Genomic DNA, 21,546 nt, shown 5'->3' with positions numbered 1-21,546 from the left:
TTTAGAAACGGAATCACCATTTTCTAGCATGGTAAAAATCTCATTACGTTGATCAGCGGTCATATGTTTATTTTTAGAAATATTTTCATTCATATCATTAATCCAGAAAATGAGGAACAGATAATCAATAGCATATAACATTAAAATTCGTAAGACTAAATTCCACTTTATTTTTTAAAGTAGAATTTACTTTTACAATTAACCTTAATTTAAAAATTTATATAAAATTATAAAATAATGTATACATTTTTAGATAATTAAGTATAATATAAGTATGAAAGACGAGGGTGATATGTATGTCTTTACTATATTTGAAGGATGTTCTTTTAGAAGAACTTAATAGAAAACAGCGTGCTAAAAATGCTTTTGAAAAAAGATTAAAAGACGAATATGTTTATACTCAGATAAAAATAAAGATTATTTCTGGAAAAGAATATATATACGTATATTCTTCCAAAGAAAAAAAGGATAAATACATTGGAAAGTATACAAAAGAAAGGGAACAGGAATTACAGGAGTTTATTGATACAAGACATCAATTAATCAAAGAATTGGAAAGCGTTAAATCTGATATACCTATTCTTGAAAAAATGGTGAGTATGATATGATAAATAGAAATCCAAATCATTTAAAAGAAGTCGTTGATATTTTAAAAGATTATCATATTGAAAAATATGTCGTTCTTATAGGCTCATGGTGTGAATTATTTTATCAGGAAATATTGGATAGCTATGAAGCTAATATCAGAACAACGGATATAGATTTCTATTATCATGAAATGAAAAAACCTAATACAAGATTAGATTTTATAAAAACAATGGAAAAACATGGCTTCTTTTTTGATGAGTCGAGTTGTCCACCTAAAACAAAATTTTTCAGTAATGAATTGGAGATTGAATTTCTCACAAGGACAACCCGTAACATGAATCCTACTGAAAAGATTGAACCTCTCAATGTATATGCTGAGTGTTTATCGGAATGTGAAATGTTTGGAGATTCTCAAAATGTTATGACATGTTATCTAGAAAAATACGATATAGAAATGCAAATTCCTACTCCTGTTGCCTATTGTATGCATAAAATTCTCATAAACGATGCCAGAAAACCTGAAAAGCAGTTAAAAGACACAGAGAGTATCTATAAATTAATATCTTTTATTGAATATAATGATAAATATATTGAAGACTGGAAAAGAATATATACGAACTTTTCTAAAAAAGAGAAAAAAAGATTTAAAAACAATTTGCATAATTTAAACCTTGAGAGGCTGTTTGATATCATAGATGAGAAATAATATTCTCATCTATTTTCGTATTCATTGTTCATTTGTGAAAAATGATGCAAAAAATAAACGAGAAGAAAAAATATGATGATTTCTTATAGAAAAGTTTTCATATTTTCGAGGTAAAATATACTCTTGTTAAAGATAGTGATGAAAATAAGATATCTCATTAAAGATTTTATACATACAATACATGTTTTCATGTTTTTAACATTTTACTATTGATAGAGAATTGTTTTATAATAGAGTAAAGGAATAATGAAAGAGGAAGGATTTTGTTATGTTTAGAAACATGAGAAGAGTGAAAAATGAGATTTCTGTAGAAGAAGCTAAAGAGTTATTAAAAAAGAATAGAAGAGCAGCATTATCAGTTCATGGAGATGATGGTTATCCATATACAATTCCTATTAATTTTTATTATGATGAAGATGAAAATAAAATTTATTTTCATAGTGCAAAAGCTGGACATAAGATTGATGCAATAAAAAACAATGATAAAATATGTTTGACAACATGGGATGATGGTTATCTGATAGAGGGAGATTGGGCTTTTTATGTATCCTCTTGTGTTGTCTTTGGGCGTGCCAAATTGATTGAAGATCGTCAAGTCACAGAAGATAAAACGAGAACATTAGCTTTAAAATATTTCCCAACAGTAGAAGAAGTGGAATATGTCATTAAAAAGAGTATTGATCGTGTTCAACTGGTTGCTATTGAAATTGAACATATTTCAGGTAAGAAGATTCATGAAAAATAAAGGGTGTGTCTAAATCATGATCGACTTTGATTTATTTTAATTAGAAAAATAAGTCAAAATACAAAATATTTAGAAAATATTAAGAATTTGTACATTATTTTATTCTTTTTTTGGGGTTATACTTTTACTGAGGTGGAAAGTATGACTTTAAAATCAACGAAATGGTTAACAGTAGCAGGAACTGTTGCATTATGTCTATTTCTTGTTTATTTGGGACAAGCCCATTATTTGTCTCATCCAGAAAGTCTACAGTTATATTTAAAAAGAACAGGGGTTATCGCACCTGTTATATTCATACTTATTCAAATTGTACAGGTCATTATTCCAATTATCCCTGGTGGTGTCAGTAGTGGGATAGGTGTTATTGTATTTGGAGCTGTTGAAGGCTTTCTATATAATTATGTAGGATTGCTTATTGGTTCTTATATTGTTTTTCGATTAGTGAAAAAATATGGTCAAAATTTTATATTGAAAGTCACTGATCAAAAAACATATGATAAATATATTGGATGGCTTGATAAAGGTCAAAAATTTGAAATCTTTTTTTCTTTAGCCATTTTGTTGCCCGGTTTTCCAGATGATTTATTATGTATGATTGCTGGTCTTACCAGTATGTCAACAAGAAAATTTATGATAATTAATATTCTTTGTAAACCAATAGGATTGTTTTTCTATTCTTATGGAATAAAAGAGCTGTTAGGCATTTTAGGACAGTTCTTTTAAATGTTGAGCTTTGCCGTACAGATTAATACATATAAAAATGATTTGATTAAAGTGATGTTATATTGATATATCAAAAGAAGCCAATCGTTATGATTGACTTCTTTTTTTGAAATGAAACTTTTATAAAGTACACAAGAAATACACAAAATTTCCATAGTAATTTCATAACAATTTTATATGATGAATTTTGTAAAAAAGAAATGAAAAATAAGATTGATAAGGAATGATTTTATGGCTTTTAATACATTGGTTTTTTTATTGTTTTTCCTATTTGTTTTAGTCGGAAGCTTTCTTGTTCCCGCAAAGTGGAAATGGGTTTTTCTGTTGCTTTCCAGTTACTTTTTTTATTGTTATGCAAGTGTGAAGTTCTTGATATTTATTTTGTTGACGACACTGAGTTCTTATATGGCCACTCTGTATATGGGCAAGCAATATCAGATGGAAAGGAGTCAAACATCAACAAAAGAATATAAAAAGAAATGTCATTTGAAAAGAAAAAGAGTACTGATTCTCACATTAGTATTGAATTTTGGAATCTTATTATTTTTAAAATATTTTAATTTCTTTTCAGAAAATATGAATCATTTATTAGAAACATTGTCTTTGGGAAGTCAGATACCAACACTTCATCTGATCTTACCATTGGGAATTTCTTTCTATACATTTCAGACCATGTCTTATGTTATTGATGTTTATTGGGGGAAAATTGAACCAGAACGCAATCTGGCAAAAGTGGCTTTATTTGTGTCTTTCTTTCCACAAATTCTTCAGGGACCTATTGGTAGATTTAAAGATCTGGCTCCCCAACTTTATGCACCCAAAAAGGCAAGTTATCGTGATTTGAAATTTGGCTTACAGTTAATGTTATGGGGTTATTTTAAGAAAATGATTATTGCTGATAGAGCTGCAGTTATAGCTGATTTTGTCTTTGAAAATTATATGAATGTCTCAGGTATGGGTGTTGCTTTAGGAGTCTTTATGTATGCTATTCAGGATTATACTGATTTTTCAGGTTGTATAGATATTGCACGTGGATGTGCACAGACAATGGGAATGACCATGGCAGAGAATTTTCGTCGTCCTTATTTCTCAAAGACTGTTTCAGAATTTTGGAGAAGATGGCATATGTCATTGGGAAGTTGGATGAAAGATTATGTTTTTTATCCATTCTCATTGACTCCCGGGGTTAGACAAATAGGAAAATTCGCAAAGAAGCGTTTTGGTAAACACATTGGTCGAACTTTACCTATCGCTTTAGGAAATTTACTAGTCTTCTTTTTGGTGGGTGTATGGCATGGAGCACAATGGAATTATATTATCTGGGGAATCTTTTATGGATTCATAATAGCAATCAGTGGACTGATGAAACCAGTTTGGAATTATTTGAATCAAAAGCTACATATATCTGTTCAATCTCGTAGCTTTCAGCTCTTTCAGATATTGCGTACCTTTTGGATAACTTGTGTAGGATGTATTATTTTTAGAGCAGTGACACTTACAGATGGATGGCGTATTTTTCTTAAATGCTTTCATTTTTATGAATTTCCATTAGATATTAAAAAAGAGCTTGTTTCATTTGGATTGAATGGTAAAAATTATGTTGTTTTGTTGATAGGGTTGATTGTTTTATTGATTGTAGATATTCTTCAGGAGAAAAAGAGTGTTCGTGAGCGTATCGAAAAAAGGTCTATCTGGATACGCTGGGGACTTTATCTTGTTGCATTTCTCATTATTTTATTGTTTGGCATGTATGGTCCAGGATATGATCAAACACAATTTGTATATATGCAGTTTTAAGGAGGAATTATATGACAAAATTTCAGAAATTTAAAATCTTTATTATGACAATCCTCATTGCAGGTCTGGTCTGTGGGATGAATTTTGTAATGTGTCGTCAGGCATATAGTTCTGATGCTGTACGTGTCAAAAACTTCTATAAGTTAGAAAACAATAGTCTTGATATGGTCATGATAGGAGCCAGTACAACATTTACGAATTATTCTGCTCCTCTAGCATTTAAAGAGTTTGGGTATACGAGTTATTCTCTTGGAACAAATGGTGCTCCTATGGGACTTGCAAAATCAATGCTGATTGAAGTTTTAAAGACTCAAAATCCTAAAGTGATTATTATTGATATTAATGGCATATTATATGATGATAAGTTTGAAAGCAAGGAAGGATCTTTGAGAGCATGGATTGATAATATGCCTTATTCTCAAAATAAGATCAAGACAATTCAAGAGCTGGTTCCTGAAGATGATCGGTTGTCTTATTATGTTCCATTTTTAAAATATCATTCCAATTGGGCAAAATTCAAAGATAATGTCAATGCCAGTATAGATGAATTAACGCATCATGATGATATTCATTTATCTTCAATGGGTATTCAAGGAACAGCTCAAATTACACCACAAAAATCTTCTATTCCTATTAAAACACATACGCAAGAAAGACCCATGTATCGTTTATCAGGACTGCATCTCAAAGAGTTATTAGACTATTGTCAAAATCATGGTTTAAAAAATATTTTATTTACCAATATGCCACGTTATTATTCAAAAAAAATGATACCAGAACGTGAACGTAATAACGCTGCAAAAGCTTTGATACATCAATATGGTTATGAGTATATAGATATGGATGATTATGTTGATGAGATTGGCTTAAATCCACAGACAGATTTTTATAATCAGAATCATTTGAATATTTATGGTCAAAAGAAACTAACGATGTATTTAGGAAAACGATTGAATGAAAAGTATCATTTATCAGATACTCAACATGATGAGAAGATAATTCAACGTTATCAACAGGAAGTGACAGCTTATGAAAAAATATATAAATGGGCAGATGAGCAGATTCGTTTAGGAAAGAAGAGAAGATATAACTATAAAGAAGTTAAAGAAATTATAGAGAAACAGGAGATATAAAATGTATAATGTTTTAGATTATTTAAAAGAGAGTGCCAGAAAATATCCTGATAAGGTTGCTTTTGCAGATATAGATCAATCAATAACATATGAAGAGCTATATAGAAAAGCACAGGAGATTGGTAGTGCATTGGCTTCAAAGATTTCAATAGGGCAGCCAGTTCCTATTTTTATGGAAAAGAGTGTAGATACGATTTGTCTGTTTTTTGGTGTCGTTTATGCTGGTGGATTTTATGTTTTGCTGGATATGAAACAGCCCCAAACAAGATTAAATCATATTATGAAGACGTTAGATTCAAAAATGATAGTGACATCTCAAAAATATATAGAGGCACTCAAAAAGAAACAAATGGAAAGTGATGTTATCTTATTAGAAGATTTATACGGACATGTTAATCTAAAAAAGTTAGATAGTATTGCGAGTCAGCATACGGATACAATGCCGTTATATACAATTTTCACATCAGGTTCTACCGGTATTCCTAAAGGTGTATGTGTCGCACATCGTAGTGTGATTGATTTTATTGAAACATTTACCAAAACATTTCATATTAATGAAAATGATGTTATTGGAAATCAGGCTCCCTGGGACTTTGATGTCTCCGTCAAAGATATTTATTCAACAATCAAAACGGGAGCAACTATGCAAATTATACCAAGGCAATATTTTTCAATACCAACTCAATTGTTAGATTTTTTATGTGAAAGAGAAGTCACAACAATTATTTGGGCTGTATCAGCTGTTTGCATTATTTCAACTTTGAAAGGGTTTGAATATAAAGTACCTCATAAGATATCTAAAGTAATGTTTAGTGGTGAAGTCATGCCAATGAAACAGCTTCGTATCTGGCAGTCTTATTTACCAGATACAATGTATGTTAATTTATATGGGCCAACAGAAATCACATGTAATTGTGCTTATCATATAATAAGTCAAATGGATCAGGATGATGTCATTCCTATTGGAAAAGCATTTCAAAATGAAAAAGTCTTTCTTTTGGATGAACACAATCAGGAAGTGATAATACCAGATGTCTTGGGTGAAATCTGTGTCAGTGGAACTGCCGTCAGTCTAGGATACTACAACAATCCACAACAGACACACCAGGCTTTTTGTCAAAATCCTCTGAATCCTTATTATCGAGAAATCATTTATCGTACTGGTGATTTAGGTTATTACAACAAACAAGGTGAATTATGTTTTGCCTCACGTAAAGATTTTCAGATTAAACATATGGGACATAGAATTGAGCTGGGTGAAATTGAAAAGGCCATGCAACATGTTGAAACGATTCAAAGAGCTTGTTGCCTTTATGAAAATCATAAAATCGTTGCTTTCTATGATGGTGATATTGAACGTCGTGAATTGACACGTGTTTTAAAAAAAGAATTACCTGCCTTTATGATTCCTAATATTTTTTATAAGGTTCATGGGTTCCCTCTCACAAAAAATGGAAAGATTGATAGACAGAAATTAAAATCAATGATGAAGGAGGATTGCAATGTTTAAACCACAGTATCAGGATGTTATCACAGATTTAGCAACACCAGCATATGTATTTGACATAGATGTTTTACAAGAAAGAATAGAGTTTATTCAAGGCATATTAGGAAAGAATATACAGTTATGTTATGCTATGAAAGCTAATCCCTTTGTGATTAAAAGTATTGAGGGGATCATTGATTGTTATGAAGTCTGTTCTCATGGTGAATTTGAAATTTGTAAAAGGGCAGGCATACCTATGGAAAAAGTCGTCTTATCGGGTGTATATAAAAACGCTGATGATATTTTAAAGGTTATGAAGACATATCGTGATTGTCTTGTTTATACAAGTGAATCTGTACATCAGTTTACTATGATACATGAAATAGCTAAAAAATTGGATTGTCAGGTACCAGTATTACTGAGAATAACAACAGGGAATCAGTTTGGTATGTCAGAAAAAGAGATATGTCATCTCATTGAGTCTCGCCAACAATATTCTCATGTTGAAATTGTTGGAATTCAACATTTTTCTGGAACTCAAAGAAAAAAATTAAAGTTATATGAACAAGAACTCAAATATGTTGATACACTTTTACAGCGATTAGAAAAAGAGTATGGATATGTTGCAAAAAAATTGGAGTTTGGACCGGGCTTCTATGTGGAATATTTTCATGGAAGTCAGGTCTATGATGAAGTTGAACTTCTCCAAGGTTTTAAAGAACTTTTAGAGGGACTTCATTTTCAAGGGCAGATTATTTTGGAATTAGGAAGATTTATTGCAGCTAATTGTGGGCAATATTATACCGAGATTGTTGATTATAAAGTCAATCAGGTTCCCTATTGCATTGTTGATGGTGGGATGCATCAGATAACATATTATGGTCAGATGATGGCTATGAAAATTCCACATTATCGTCAAATCAAAAAAGAAAAGGGAAATGGTCAAATTATTCAATGTCATGTGTCCGGGTCTTTGTGTACAATCAATGATAATCTGGTTAAGGCTTTACCTTTAGAGAATCCACAGATTGGAGATATTTTAGAATTTCAACGAGTAGGTGCATATGCAATGTGTGAAGGTATATCGCTCTTTTTAAGTCGTGATTTACCAAGTATTTATCTTTATTCAAAACAGAATGGATTATGTTTACAACGTAGTCGTTTTGAAACAAATATATTAAATTACAAAGGAGAATAAGAAAATGGAAAAATTATTAGAATTATTAGAAGAAATTGATGGTGATATTGATTTTAGAGAATGTCAGACATTGATTGATGATGGTGAATTGGATTCATTTGCAATCTTAGAAATTGTAGCTGAAATCAATGATACGTTTGATGTTCAGATTGGAGCTTCAGATATCGTTCCAGAAAACTTTAATTCAGCAGAAGCTATGTGGAAAATGATACAAAGATTAAAAGATGAATAGAAAACATGTACATATTTATAAAAAAAGAATGAAAGCAACAGCAATTATAATGCTTATTATTGGCATTTTATGTGGAATGTATATATCTAGAACCACTTATCAGATTGAGGTTCCTCAACTAAAAAAAATAAAAAGTATCGTTTTAATTCAAAAAAAGACCATTCAGGAATTGACTGATCAAGATGCAATAGCTGATATTGCTACTCTCTTGAAAGGGAAAAAAACTCAACAAGAGAGTATGAATAATACTCCTTTCAATGTTAGTCAAAAGATTAGACTTGAGTTTCATTCAAAATATGGTGACATAACCTTTATCTATCTTTATAAGAAAGATAATCAACATTATATAGAGGAACCCTACAATGGTATTTATCAGATGAGTGAGGATGAATATAACAGTATTACTCGTTATCTTAGATAAGAGTAGTGTGTATGTTAGAGGCATGAGTGCCTCTTTTTGTATGGATTGATTTATTTTATAGTGGGAGAAATATTAGTTTTCATTCTTGTTTTGTTGTATAATAGAAAAAAGGGGTGGAAAGGATGGAAATATTAATATCACGTATTTTAAAATATTTAAATGGCTGCTTAAATGATGATCATATGTATCGTATTGGTAGCTTTGTGGTTAAACATTATAATGAAATCTGTCAATATGATTTAGAACAATTTATCAAATCATCAAAGTGTTCTCAAGAAGAAGTACAAGACTTTTTTTATCATCTTGGATTTCATTCTTATGAAGAGTTTCATCAACAGCTTATCATTGATAAACAAATTCGTTTGGACCAGATCAATGCCAGAATGTTACATACTTCTGTAGATAAGTTTTTATCACATTTAAATATTAAATTTTCTAAAGAAGAGTTTTTACATACCATTGATCAGATTTGTGATTTGATTTTTCATGCAAAAAGAGTTGTTATTGTGGGAGCACTATATCCAAGCAGTATTGCGGTTGATTTTCAGACCGATTTGATTACATTGGGAAAAGAAGTAATCGAATATCATCATTTTGATAAACGTTTTGAATTTTCTGATGATGATGTTGTCATCTTTATCACAGCAACAGGACGTACAATGGAACAAAATGCGAAAAAAATGGTCAATCAGCATCTATGTGATGCCTATGTTGTGCTGATGACTCAAAATATGAAATATGTTCAATTCGAAAATGTCTGCCCTGATTACGTTGTTCATGTTTTAGGAACATTTGATGGTTTGGAATTTAGCTATCAGACAATGATGATTTTAGATTTATTAAGAATCAGATATTATCAAAAATTTTATGAAGAAGAATAAGTGAGAGTTATGAAAAAAAGAGTACAGTATTTTTTAGCATTAACAACTATTTTAATGATGACAGCTTGTCAAAGTCAACAACAGACATCACAAGTTGATGAAGAAAAGCAAGTAGAGATTCAAGAACCTGAAGTAAAGAAGACAGAAATAACTTTATCATTTGTTGGTGATATCACTTTAGGAAATTATATTGGACAGGGTTATGAAGGATCTTTTGATCAGGAATATGAAAAACAGAATCAAGATAGTGCTTATTATCTCAAGAATGTTAAAGATGTTTTTGAAAAAGATGATTTAACGATTGCCAATCTAGAAGGTCCACTTACAACAAGCCAAGATTATGCTGAGAAAACTTTTGTTTTTCAGGGGAAACCTGAATATGTTGATATATTGGCTGATGGTGATATTGAGGCTGTGACATTAGCTAATAATCATTCTAAAGATCATTTTGAACAAGGTATGACAGATACTAAGGCAATTTTGGATGAAAAAGGAATCAAGCATTTTGGCTATGATGAAAGTTGTATGATGGATGTAAAAGGAATTCAAGTGGGATTTTTAGGTTATGCTTTTCCATATGAACTCACTGCTGAAATGAAAAAAGCAATAAGTGATTTAAAAGCTCAATGTGATATTGTGGTTGTTTATTATCATTGGGGTATTGAGCGTGACAAGGCACCAATGGAATCACAACGCAGTTTAGCTAAACAGACTATTGATGCTGGAGCAGATTTAATTATTGGTTCTCATCCTCATGTTTTACAGGGAATTGAAACATATAAGGGTAAGAAGATTGTTTATAGTTTAGGGAATTTTTGTTTTGGTGGGAATAAAAATCCTAGTGATAAAGATACAATGATTTATCAGCATACATTCTCATTTGAAAATAATGAATTGGTTCAAGAAGAACATGAAGTCATCCCATGTATGATATCATCTGTATCATCACGTAATAATTATCAGCCAACAATTGTAGAGGGTGAGGATGCCAGTCGTGTTTTAGAAAAAGTGAATGAAATCAAATAGCATGAATTCATGCTGCTTTAGGCTGTTGATAAAGTATATATGGTCAACAGCTTTTATGATATGATGTTTAAAATATATAAATTTGGTAAATTGAAAAAGTCAATTCTATGTTTTGTAAAGGTATAGGATTTCATTTTTATTGAAGAATGATATAATTCTTTCACTTACATTATCTAATGAAACAATGCTAAAATAACTTGGAGGTGAATAATCATGCGCACAAAGTGTTCAGTTTCACAACAAATTATAAATCTAAAGAGTAAAAATATTAAGTTTAATATTATCAATGAGCAATCTGCTATACAATATTTGACACACCATACATATTACTTTAAGTTAAAATCTTTCGCTAAATCTTTTGAATACAATGAAGTAAAAAATGTATATATTAACTTAGATTTTGCATATTTAGTGGAATTATCAAAACTTGATATGTATTTAAGGGAATATATTATCAAACTATCTTTAGATACAGAGCATTTTTTAAAAGTAAAATTAATTAATGATTTAACTCACAATGATAAAGAAGATGGATATCATATTATTGATAAACTTTTTATAAAATATCCATATATTAAACAAAATATAAATCATAAGAAGAATGATTCTGCATGTGCTGATTTGATTCATAAATACCAAAATAATTGGGCTATATGGAACATTGTAGAAGTCCTTTCATTTGGTGATTTTATTAAACTTTTTGAATTATATTACGAACTTTATCCAGAAAATAAGTCTAGAACAATAAATCATTTGTTATGGCCTTTAAAATTTATTAGAAATGCATCAGCTCATAATAATTGCTTATTAAACACTTTAAGAAAACCCTATACTCACACACATTTATACAATAACACAAAAAATATAATTGAACCAAACAAAGAATTAGTGCTTTTATTAACAAAAATACCAAACATCAGTAAAAATTCTAGACGAAAAAAAATTATGAATCCAGTAATCCATGATTTTATAGCCACTTTATTTTTATTTAATGAAGTTTGTACGAGTTCTGTCTTAAAAGAAAAACAATTTAACAGATTAAAAGATTTAATTCATGTCAGATTTATTAAACATAGGGATTATTTTATTAAAGACAATATACTCGTATCTCATTATGAATTTGTAAAAAAAATAGTTGATTATTTATACGAAAAATGCATATAATAAGTAGAAGGACAAAAACGAAAGTTTTATGTAGAACAATGCCAGCATTGTTCTACTTTTTTTATTTAAGGGTTTTATTTGATAAAGGTGAATGATACAATATTATTAACAAATATCAAGGTGAGGAAAATATATGGATACTAAGAAAAAGGAATTGGATTTTGATTTTCAATCATGGATTAAAGAACAATATAATGATGATTATCAGATTGTAGAAGATAATGAATCTTTAATCAGATTAGTTACGGATTATGGTGAGGCTTCTATTCGTTTTACTGTTATTGAACAAAGTACAATTGTAGAGTTCTCTATTGTTTCTAAAAAAGATGATTCAGTGAAATTCTATCTTCATTTTGAGCTGAATGATGAAGATCATGCAAAACAATTATTTGATGAAATGGTAGAAACATTAGTTGGTTTAAAAAATGAAAAAACTTTACAAGTTCTTTTATCATGCTCATCTGGTTTGACAACGTCTATGTTTGCAGAGAACTTAAATAGTGTGGCAGGAATGTTAGGGTTGGATTATCATTTTGATGCTGTTTCTTATTTAAGTATTTATGAAGAAGTTGAAAAATATGATGTGGTTTTGATTGCACCACAGATTGGTTATATGTTGAATCGTTTAAAAGAAAGTTTAACAGATAAATTAGTCCTTCAGATTCCCACAACTGTTTTTGCTTCATATGATGCTCCAGGGGCTTTAAGATTTCTACAAAATGAACTTGAAGAATATTATACTAACAAAACACAGGAAGTTCAAAAACATCATACGCATTGTATAGAATATGAAAATCGTATTTTATCTATTGTGATTTCTAATAATAAGGCACAAACAAGAATTTATTATCGTTTGAGTGATCATTGTGAAATTATTGATCATAATATGATTATCAAACCTTCTTTAAATGTTTATGATCTTTATGATATTATTGATACTGTTTTATTAAAACATCAATATGTGGATATGATTGGTATTGCAACACCAGGAATTGTTAAAGATGACCAACAGTTAAGAAATTCACCTGATGAAAAAATTCTGGATATAAAAAATGAATTTGAAAAGAAATATGGAATTAAAGTTTTAGTATGTAATAATGCTAATGCTGCAGTTGTGGGATTTTCTTTGGAACATCCTGAATATCAAAATATTATCTTTCACTCACAACCATTTGGTTTTGGTGTAGGAGGACAAGGTATTATTTCTCATGGTCAGATTGTGACAGGAAGAAATGGGGTTGCAGGAGAAGTCCGTTATTTTATTCATCGTATGCAATTTTCTGATGAATGTGCAAAACTGGCATGGACACAAGAAGGTGTATTAGAGCTTGTGACAAAATCATTATTACCTTCAATATGTATTATGGGACCTGAAGCAATTGCTGTGTACTCACCTATGACAAATGATATGAATGAAGTCAGAAATAAACTCTTATCATTTATTCCTGAAGATTATATGCCAGAGCTTTACTCTATTAAAGAAGTGAGTCCATATATGCTAGATGGTCTTACAAAACTATGTGTCAATGATTTAAAAAAGAATTAAAAAGATTGTATAAAATGGAAAAATAGCCTAATATTATAAGATAGTGAAAGTGAGTGAATGAAATGAGAGAAAGAATTGTATTTATGGGAACAGCATCATTTTCGTTGGCTGTTTTGAAAATGCTGATAGAAGAGGATTACAATATTGTTGGTGTTGTCACTCAGCCTGATCGTTATGTAGGGAGAAAAAAAGTTTTGACAATGCCAGATGTAAAAGTAGAAGCTTTAAAATATGATATTCCTGTTATTCAACCTGCACGTATTAAAGAAGATTACCAGGCAGTTGCAGATTTAAAACCTGATTTGATTATTACAGCAGCGTATGGTCAGATTGTACCACAGGCTGTTTTGGATATTCCTCGTTTAGGATGTATTAATGTCCATGCATCATTGTTACCATTATATCGTGGGGGTGCACCAGTACATCAGGCTATTATTGATGGACAAGAGAAAACAGGTGTCACAATTATGTATATGGTCAAAAAAATGGATGCTGGAGATATGGTTGCCCAAAAAGAAACACCTATCTTAGAAGAAGATACAGTAGGTATTTTATATGATCGTTTAAGTGATTTAGGTGCAGAATTATTAAAAGAAACATTACCAGATATTTTAAAGGGAACAAATCAACGTATACCTCAAGATGAAAATCTAGTGACTTATGCGCCTACTCTTTCTAGAGAAGATGAACGTCTTGACTGGAATATGTCTGCTAGACAAGTTTATAATAAAGTTCGTGGAACAAATCCATGGCCAGGAAGTTATACAACTTATCAGGGAAAGACTGTTAAAATCTGGGCAGGACAGGTTCATCAATGTGAAAATGCGATGAAACATCATGCTCATCAGGACAATGGAACAATTGTCAAGATTTTTAAAGATGCTATTGGAGTTAAAGTGAATGATGGCGTTTATCTGATTACAGAATTACAATTAGAAGGTAAAAAAAGAATGTCTGTTAAAGATTATTTGAATGGACATTGCATTTTTGAAGTCGATACAAAGTTTGAATAAAACTTTGTATTTTTTTATTTCTTTTTGTGATATCCTATTTTTAAGATAGGTTATTGTATAAAAAGATACTTTTCATACAGTTTGACCATAACCATTGAAGGAGGAAGAGTATGGATTATAAAATCATTCAAAAAGAAGCATTTCGTTTTGTAGGAGTCAGTAAACGTGTATCACTTCAATTTGAAGGTGTGAATAATGAAATTGTACAATTAGCAAGTGAAATAACAGAGGAACAAAAAAGAGAGTTGCATCAACTACAAAATATAGAACCATATGAAATTGTGAATGTATCTTATGATTCTGATACTGATTTTCTGGAAGAAAAAGGACAACTGACACATATGATTGGTGTCTTAACGACATGCGTTGATATCAGTGATCAATTCGATCAACTTTCAGTTCCTCCACTTACATGGGCAGTATTTCCAAATGAAGGACCATTCCCATCAACTTTACAAAACACAATGGCAAGCATTTATGCTAAGTGGCTTCCAACTTCTGATTATGAACTGGCATATTCATTATCATTTTCTTTTACAAAAATGGATGAACATCAAGATCATTATGCCTACAGTGAGGTTTGGATTCCTGTTCAATTGAAAAAATAAGAAAACAGAAAAGTTTAAGCAGTTTATTGGAATGATGAACTGCTTTTTTTTATGATTCTACTTTTACGTGGTGTCCTTTTTATCCATTTTCGTTATAATGAAGACAGGAGGAATCATTATGGATCAAAAGAAAATAGGATTATTCATAGCAACTTGTCGTAAGAAAAAAGGATTAACTCAAAAACAATTGGCAGAAAAACTTTCTGTTACAGATAAATCCGTATCTAAATGGGAAAGAGGCATTCATCTTCCTGATGCTTCGCTTTATATCCCTTTATGTGAAATATTAGGAATAACTATAAGTGAATTTTTCTTAGGAGAATATGAAACAGAACATCATGAAGTTGTTCCACAAGTTTTAAAAGAAGATTATCATAAGATGCAACGCAATGAAAGATGGAATATAGCTTTGTTTATTATTTCTATGTTAAGTGTATTTTGGATAACTTTTATCTGGCACTTGGATTTAGGGTGGTTAAAATTAGAAGATCATTTGGCTCCATTTATGAATATGTATTATTTGTCATATGGATATTGGTTGGCTTATTATCTTGTGTTTAAAAAGATTAAATTAGGATATGTTTTGATGTGGGCTATTTATTTTATTTTGGTAAGTGGACTTATTGCATTTTTTGGTTATGAATGGAATCGTATGCTTATTCATATTGATTTTTGGATAAATAGTGCATTCACAATCTGGGGAGTGTATAATGGAGATATAAGATTTCGTAATCTTTTAAAAAAGAAAAGTGAGGAATAAAATATGCGAATGGTTGATTTGATTGAAAAGAAAAAAGATGGATTCAAACATACTCCAGAAGAGATTCACTTTATTGTAGCAGGTTATACAAAAGGTAATATACCTGATTATCAGATGAGTGCATGGTTGATGGCCGTTTGTTTTCAAGGTTTAGATAAAGAAGAAACAGCTATTTTAACTAAAGAAATGATGCATAGTGGTGATGTCATTGATTTAAGTCGTATTCAAGGAATCAAAGTTGATAAACATAGCACTGGCGGTGTTGGTGATAAAACATCTTTGGTTTTAGGACCGATTGTGGCAGCCTGTGGAGTACCAGTAGCTAAAATGAGTGGAAGAGGATTAGGACATACTGGTGGAACATTGGATAAATTAGAATCTATACCGGGACTTCATATTATGATTGATGAAGAAGATTTTGTGAAGCAGGTTAATGATTGTGGATTGGCTATTATTGGACAGAGTGGGCATTTAGATCCGGCTGATAAAAAAATGTATGCTTTACGTGATGTTACCGCAACTGTTTCCTGTATTCCATTAATTGCATCATCTATCATGTCAAAAAAACTGGCGGCCGGCAGTGATGCGATATTGTTAGATGTCAAATATGGTGATGGTGCCTTTATGAATACAATTGAAGAAGCTAAAGAATTGGCACGTACAATGATTGAAATTGGTGATTCGCTTGGCAAAGATACCAGAGCAACCATTTCTAATATGAGTCAGCCGTTAGGTTATGCTATTGGAAATAGTCTGGAAGTCAAAGAAGCTATTGATACTTTAAATGGGCATGGACCAGAAGATTTATTAGAGCTTTGTTTACAGGCCGGAAGTCATATGTTAATTCAAGCTCAAAAAACTGATTCTCTCATTACTGCAAGAAAAATGCTTGAAGATGCTATTGAAAGTAAACAAGCACTTCGTACATTATGTGCTATGGTGAAAGCACAAGGTGGCGATGATGCCTTTATCAGACATCCAGAAATGTTTCCTAAAGCGAAAGAGGTGATTCCTGTTTATAGTCAAAAAACAGGATATGTCAAAGATTTAAAAGCAAAGCCTTTAGGAATAGTGAGTATGAAACTAGGTGGAGGACGTGAAAAAACAGATGATGACATTGATTATAGTGTCGGTTTAGTTCTTCATAAAAAAATAGGGGATTTTGTAAAAAAAGGTGAAGTATTAGTTGAGGTACATACAAATACGGGTTTGAGTCAGGAGCTTGAAACTGAGATTTTCAATGCTTATGATTTTTCAGATGAATTTGTTGGAAAGCCACAACTCATTGATGAAGTTTTGTCATAATTATTTTCAAAAAGTGATATTTTTATATGTGATGTTGAAAAATGATGTATAATAATATGCGGTGGTGAAATAATGAGAAAATTTTTATTTTTTGATATTGATGGGACATTAGTAGGAAAATCTAAAATGGTAACAGAGAAAACAAAGTTGGCCATTCAAAATGCAAGACAAAATGGACATCGTGCTTTTCTTTGTACAGGGCGTGCTCCAACGTCTATTGTTGGGGATATTCGAAATATTGAATTCGATGGTGCTATTTGTAGTGCTGGAGGATTTGTCATTGTGGACGGAGAATATATTTTTGAAAACTTTATGAATCAATATATTCTATCTGAAGTCATGACTTTATTCATTAATAATCATATTTTATTTACATTAGAAACAAAAAAAGCTTTGTATCAGACACCAGGTGTGAATGAATTTTTTGATCAGAAACATCAAAAAGATTGTGAAAACAATCTTGAATTAATGCGCTTTTTCCAGCTCAGACGTATGGGTGAAAATCGTTTGCCAATTAAAGACTTTAATATTTTAACGACAGGTGTCACAAAAGTGTGCTTTATTGCTCCAAATAAACAAAGTTTTTATGACTGTGTACCATTTTTAGAAGAATTCTTTAATATTGTGACTTTTTCAAAAGAAGAAGATGATTTTATCAATGGTGAAATTATTTTAAAACATTGTACAAAAGCTGATGGTATTTTAAAGGTTGTGAATCATTTTCATGGTCAGATGAAAGATACAATTGGTTTTGGTGATAGTATGAATGATTATCAGATGCTTCAGGAAGTTGATACAGGTGTTGTTTATGAAGGAGCATCAGATAATTTAAAAGCCTTAGGAAAGTATTTCTTCACTGATCCTGATGCTGATGGTATTTATAAAGTGATGAAAGAGATGCATTTGATTGATGAAAATCTTTAAAATAAAATATTTGACTTTATATAGTGACCATATTAATATGGCCTAGCAAAAATAAAAGAATGCACATGAATATTTGTCATCGGATGAATATATCTTGAGGTGCTTGAACGTATTCCGTAGATCTGAGAAGGAATGCGTCAAAGCACCTTTTTATTTTGTTCAATGATTTAAGGAGGATAGAGATGAAAGAATTAAAAAAAGAATTTTGGAAATATATGATGTTTGCTGTGATGGGGATGATTGGCTCATCTGGAACGATTTTAGTAGATACATTTTTTGTATCACATCGCTTAGGTCCTGATGGTTTAGCAGCTTTAAATATTGCAATTGCTATTTTTGGACTGATGAATGGTTTAGCCATGATGATTGGGATTGGTGGAGCAAGTCGTTATACGATTTTGAAATCTCAAGAACATCATCACAAAGCCAATCAAACATTTACTTTATCTTTTGCTATGGCTTTAGGAATGGGTATTCTTTTTCTTTTGACTGGTTTATATGGTTCATCATGGCTTGCTCAATGTCTCGGTGCGAATCAGGACATATTATCATTATGTACAACTTATTTAAAAACAATTTTAATGTTTGCACCATCTTTTTATGTCATTTATTCGTAATGATGGGTCTCCACAATTATCTATGTGTATGATGATTGTAGGAAGTTTAACGAATATGATCTTAGATTATCTTTTCATGTATCCATTCCATATGGGTCTATTAGGTGCAGCTTTAGCAACTGGTTTAGCACCAACTATGAGTGTCATAATCGCGATGATTTATATTTTACTGAAAAGAAATCAATTTCATTTTACAAAAATTTCTTTCCATTTATCTCAAATGAAAGCTATCATAGAGCCAGGTTTATCAAGCTTTATTAATGAACTGTCTTTTGGTATTGTCCTTGTTGTTTTTAATTTGTTGATTTTAAAATTTGCAGGGAATATTGGGGTAGCAGCTTATGGTATTGTGGCGAATCTGGCATTGATTGTTTTGGCTATTTTTACTGGTGTTTCACAAGGCATTCAACCATTATTAAGTAGAGCATTTGGTCAAGGCCAAGATCAGGATATTCAATATTTATATCAACAGGGGCATTATGTTGTCTTTATCATAGGATTATGTGTATTGTGTATAGCTTATTTATTATCATCCCATTTGATTGCTTTATTTAATCATGAAAATCATCAGACTTTACAGTTATTAGCCAATGAAGGATTAAGATACTATTTTATAGGATTTTTATTCCTTGGTTATAATTATTTAATGATTGCTTTGTTAAGTACAACGAATCAGGTTTCATCAGCATTTCGCTTATCTTTATTAAGAGGTTGTATTGGTATTATCATTGTAGCCTGTCTATTTGCTTTTTTATGGGGATTAAAAGGGATCTGGCTGGCTTTTCCATTTGTAGAATTGATGACAATACTTATTGGAAAATTGAAATTCCGTTATGGAATGCTTGCATCAAATGAATAGTCATGAAAAAATTTTTTCAATATTTGATGAATTTTGGCTTTTTTCATGAAAATTTATATCTATAAAAAATAGAAAAAAGTTTTTTATAGATTTTTTTGATACAATAAAAGTATCTTCTATCTATTTGAGAAAAAAAGACTTTAAAATGGAAAAAAGTTTTATAATAAAACTATATGGAAGGAGGAGCATATATGGATATTGTTTTATCAAGAATTTTAAAGTATTTAAATGGATGTTTAGATGATGACCATATGTATCGCATTGGATTGTTTATTGTTCATCATTATGTGGAGATGGAAGATTATTCATTGCAAAGGGTCATGGAGGAAGGACATTTTAGTGAAGATGAGATTTTAGATTTCTGTCGTCACTTAGGTTTCCAGACATATGAAGATTTTCAAGACGAACTGATTGCGGATTATATGCTTCGTGTTTCTCAGATTCGTGCACGTATGTTAGGTGTTTCTGCTGCTGGACTAATTGAACAATTAGATTCATCTTATGATAAAGAAAATCTTGTGAAGGAATTAGAATTAATCTGTGAACTTATATTTAAAAATAAACGTGTGATTCTTATTGGAGCTTTGTATCCAACAAGTATTGCTGTAGAGTTCCAGACGGATTTTATTACTTTTGGTAAAGAAGTGATTCAATATCATCATTTTGTGAAAGATTTTCAATTCCAAAAAGATGATGTCGTTATTTTTATGAGTGCAACAGGAAGAACATTGCATGATTATTTAAAAGAAAGTGCGCATCAAAATATCCAGGATGCTCAAATTGTATTATTGACACAAAATGTTAAATATAAAAATAAAAATGATTTAGGAGCACAATATGTGATTCAGGTTCCAGGACGTTTTGATGGTATTCAATTCAATTATCAGATGATGATGATTTTTGATGTTTTACGTATTTATTATTATACAAAATATTATATTTAGGAGGTTTCATTTATGGATGTTAAAGCAATTATGTGTGATGTTGATGGAACATTATTAAATAGTCAAGGAATTGTTTCACCAATGACAGTAGAAATGATTAAAAAAGCAAGAGAAAAAGGAATTTTATTTGGTTTATCAACTGGTAGAGATGTGCATAGTGTCAAAACGCTTTTAAATATTTGGGGTATTGATGGTTTGGTAGATGCGATTGTAGGAACAGGTGGCGCTGAAATTTATGATTATACTCTTCAAGTCGATAAATCTAGCTATCCATTGGATGGAGAACTGATTAAAGACATTATTCATCATTATGAAGATATGGATGTCAATTTTGCAGTGCCATATCAAGGTGTATTGTATGCACCAAAAGATGATGGTTATATTCAAATGTTATCTAGGGATGATCGTGTGCCTTATGAGGTTGTGGATTTTGATGAATTCTTAAAGGAGCCACGTCCTAAACTGATTATTATCTGTAATCCTGAATATATGGATAAAGTTGTGGAAAGAAGTCAGACATTTTCAAATGATAAATATAAATCATCTTCTTTAAAAACAGCCAGTGTTTTATATGAATATATGGATCCAAGAGTCACAAAAACACATGGATTACAGGAAGTTATGGCAATGCATGATATTTCAATGGAACAATTATGTACATTTGGAGATGCCGATAATGATTATGATATGACACTTCATGCTGGTGTGGGTGTTGTCATGGCGAATGGTAGTGATAAGACAAAGAGCGTCGCTGATTATATCACTGATGATAATGATCATGATGGTATTGGAAAATTTATTGAAAAACATATTTTATAAGCTTTCATTTTGATGAAGGCTTTTTTTCATGTATAATAAAAATAGGAGGTG

23 protein-coding genes are annotated in these 21,546 nt (G+C 30.7%); all 23 read left to right on the top strand.

Going from position 1 to position 21,546, the window contains the following annotated elements; all coding sequences use genetic code 11:
• Positions 1 to 296: 296 nt before the first annotated feature.
• The 23 genes from B5G32_RS07595 to B5G32_RS07485 all read left to right on the top strand — a co-directional run bounded on the left by B5G32_RS07595 (position 297) and on the right by B5G32_RS07485 (position 21,495).
• Positions 297 to 608: a hypothetical protein gene (locus B5G32_RS07595; RefSeq protein WP_087936322.1), complete on the top strand. Its 312-nt coding sequence runs from the start codon at positions 297 to 299 to the stop codon at positions 606 to 608.
• Complete coding sequence (locus B5G32_RS07590; RefSeq protein ID WP_087936321.1) at positions 605 to 1,294, top strand: GSU2403 family nucleotidyltransferase fold protein; 690 nt, start codon at positions 605 to 607, stop codon at positions 1,292 to 1,294. Before B5G32_RS07595 ends, B5G32_RS07590 begins: the two co-directional genes overlap by 4 nt.
• Positions 1,295 to 1,562: 268 nt before the next feature.
• On the top strand, positions 1,563 to 2,039 hold the full coding sequence (locus tag B5G32_RS07585) for a pyridoxamine 5'-phosphate oxidase family protein (RefSeq protein WP_087936320.1): 477 nt from the start codon (positions 1,563 to 1,565) through the stop codon (positions 2,037 to 2,039).
• Positions 2,040 to 2,180: 141 nt separating this feature from the next.
• Entirely contained in the window at positions 2,181 to 2,762 is a 582-nt protein-coding gene (locus tag B5G32_RS07580) for a TVP38/TMEM64 family protein (RefSeq protein WP_087936319.1), read from the top strand.
• A 438-nt stretch (positions 2,763 to 3,200) separates the two neighbouring features.
• The gene (locus B5G32_RS07575; RefSeq protein WP_158093993.1) at positions 3,201 to 4,559 is read left to right on the top strand and encodes an MBOAT family O-acyltransferase; all 1,359 of its coding nucleotides are present in this window, start codon (positions 3,201 to 3,203) and stop codon (positions 4,557 to 4,559) included.
• An 11-nt stretch (positions 4,560 to 4,570) separates the two neighbouring features.
• Positions 4,571 to 5,692, top strand: a complete 1,122-nt coding sequence (locus B5G32_RS07570) for a hypothetical protein (RefSeq protein ID WP_087936317.1) — start codon at positions 4,571 to 4,573, stop codon at positions 5,690 to 5,692.
• 1 nt (position 5,693) lies between these two features.
• Positions 5,694 to 7,202, top strand: coding sequence for an amino acid adenylation domain-containing protein (locus tag B5G32_RS07565; RefSeq protein ID WP_087936316.1), 1,509 nt, complete (start codon positions 5,694 to 5,696; stop codon positions 7,200 to 7,202).
• On the top strand, positions 7,195 to 8,376 hold the full coding sequence (locus tag B5G32_RS07560; protein ID WP_087936315.1) for a diaminopimelate decarboxylase family protein: 1,182 nt from the start codon (positions 7,195 to 7,197) through the stop codon (positions 8,374 to 8,376). Before B5G32_RS07565 ends, B5G32_RS07560 begins: the two co-directional genes overlap by 8 nt.
• 4 nt (positions 8,377 to 8,380) lie before the next feature.
• Positions 8,381 to 8,608, top strand: coding sequence for a phosphopantetheine-binding protein (locus B5G32_RS07555; protein ID WP_087297983.1), 228 nt, complete (start codon positions 8,381 to 8,383; stop codon positions 8,606 to 8,608).
• 28 nt (positions 8,609 to 8,636) lie between these two features.
• A complete protein-coding gene (locus B5G32_RS07550; RefSeq protein ID WP_158093992.1) occupies positions 8,637 to 9,029 on the top strand; it encodes a DUF5301 domain-containing protein in 393 nt (130 codons plus the stop codon).
• Between the two features lie 122 nt (positions 9,030 to 9,151).
• Positions 9,152 to 9,910 carry a MurR/RpiR family transcriptional regulator gene (locus B5G32_RS07545; protein ID WP_087936313.1) on the top strand — a complete coding sequence of 253 codons (759 nt, stop codon included), beginning with the start codon at positions 9,152 to 9,154 and terminating at the stop codon, positions 9,908 to 9,910.
• 9 nt (positions 9,911 to 9,919) lie between these two features.
• On the top strand, positions 9,920 to 10,936 hold the full coding sequence (locus tag B5G32_RS07540) for a CapA family protein (protein ID WP_087936312.1): 1,017 nt from the start codon (positions 9,920 to 9,922) through the stop codon (positions 10,934 to 10,936).
• A 213-nt stretch (positions 10,937 to 11,149) separates the two neighbouring features.
• Entirely contained in the window at positions 11,150 to 12,100 is a 951-nt protein-coding gene (locus B5G32_RS07535; protein ID WP_087936311.1) for an Abi family protein, read from the top strand.
• Positions 12,101 to 12,233: 133 nt separating this feature from the next.
• Positions 12,234 to 13,646 (top strand): ROK family protein, encoded by a 1,413-nt coding sequence (locus B5G32_RS07530; protein WP_087936310.1) that lies wholly within the window; start codon positions 12,234 to 12,236, stop codon positions 13,644 to 13,646.
• A gap of 62 nt (positions 13,647 to 13,708) precedes the next feature.
• Positions 13,709 to 14,659 carry a methionyl-tRNA formyltransferase gene (gene fmt, locus B5G32_RS07525; protein ID WP_087936309.1) on the top strand — a complete coding sequence of 317 codons (951 nt, stop codon included), beginning with the start codon at positions 13,709 to 13,711 and terminating at the stop codon, positions 14,657 to 14,659.
• A gap of 110 nt (positions 14,660 to 14,769) precedes the next feature.
• Positions 14,770 to 15,267 (top strand): GyrI-like domain-containing protein, encoded by a 498-nt coding sequence (locus B5G32_RS07520; RefSeq protein ID WP_087936308.1) that lies wholly within the window; start codon positions 14,770 to 14,772, stop codon positions 15,265 to 15,267.
• A 118-nt stretch (positions 15,268 to 15,385) separates the two neighbouring features.
• Positions 15,386 to 16,027, top strand: a complete 642-nt coding sequence (locus tag B5G32_RS07515; protein WP_087936307.1) for a helix-turn-helix domain-containing protein — start codon at positions 15,386 to 15,388, stop codon at positions 16,025 to 16,027.
• A gap of 3 nt (positions 16,028 to 16,030) precedes the next feature.
• A complete protein-coding gene (locus B5G32_RS07510; protein ID WP_087936306.1) occupies positions 16,031 to 17,332 on the top strand; it encodes a pyrimidine-nucleoside phosphorylase in 1,302 nt (433 codons plus the stop codon).
• A 72-nt stretch (positions 17,333 to 17,404) separates the two neighbouring features.
• Positions 17,405 to 18,256 carry a Cof-type HAD-IIB family hydrolase gene (locus B5G32_RS07505; protein WP_087936305.1) on the top strand — a complete coding sequence of 284 codons (852 nt, stop codon included), beginning with the start codon at positions 17,405 to 17,407 and terminating at the stop codon, positions 18,254 to 18,256.
• Between the two features lie 182 nt (positions 18,257 to 18,438).
• The gene (locus tag B5G32_RS07500) at positions 18,439 to 18,873 is read left to right on the top strand and encodes an MATE family efflux transporter (protein ID WP_087936304.1); all 435 of its coding nucleotides are present in this window, start codon (positions 18,439 to 18,441) and stop codon (positions 18,871 to 18,873) included.
• Positions 18,874 to 18,928: 55 nt separating this feature from the next.
• Complete coding sequence (locus tag B5G32_RS07495) at positions 18,929 to 19,732, top strand: MATE family efflux transporter (protein WP_158093991.1); 804 nt, start codon at positions 18,929 to 18,931, stop codon at positions 19,730 to 19,732.
• 191 nt (positions 19,733 to 19,923) lie between these two features.
• Positions 19,924 to 20,676 (top strand): MurR/RpiR family transcriptional regulator, encoded by a 753-nt coding sequence (locus B5G32_RS07490; RefSeq protein ID WP_087243301.1) that lies wholly within the window; start codon positions 19,924 to 19,926, stop codon positions 20,674 to 20,676.
• A 12-nt stretch (positions 20,677 to 20,688) separates the two neighbouring features.
• Complete coding sequence (locus B5G32_RS07485; protein WP_087936302.1) at positions 20,689 to 21,495, top strand: Cof-type HAD-IIB family hydrolase; 807 nt, start codon at positions 20,689 to 20,691, stop codon at positions 21,493 to 21,495.
• Positions 21,496 to 21,546: the final 51 nt, after the last annotated feature.

The organism is Massilimicrobiota sp. An80, from assembly GCF_002159255.1.
In the GTDB taxonomy this organism is placed as follows: Bacteria; Bacillota_I; Bacilli_A; order Erysipelotrichales; family Coprobacillaceae; genus Allocoprobacillus; species Allocoprobacillus merdigallinarum.
Note: the sequence above shows the minus strand (reverse complement) of the source record. Positions and strands in the feature narration are given on the sequence as shown.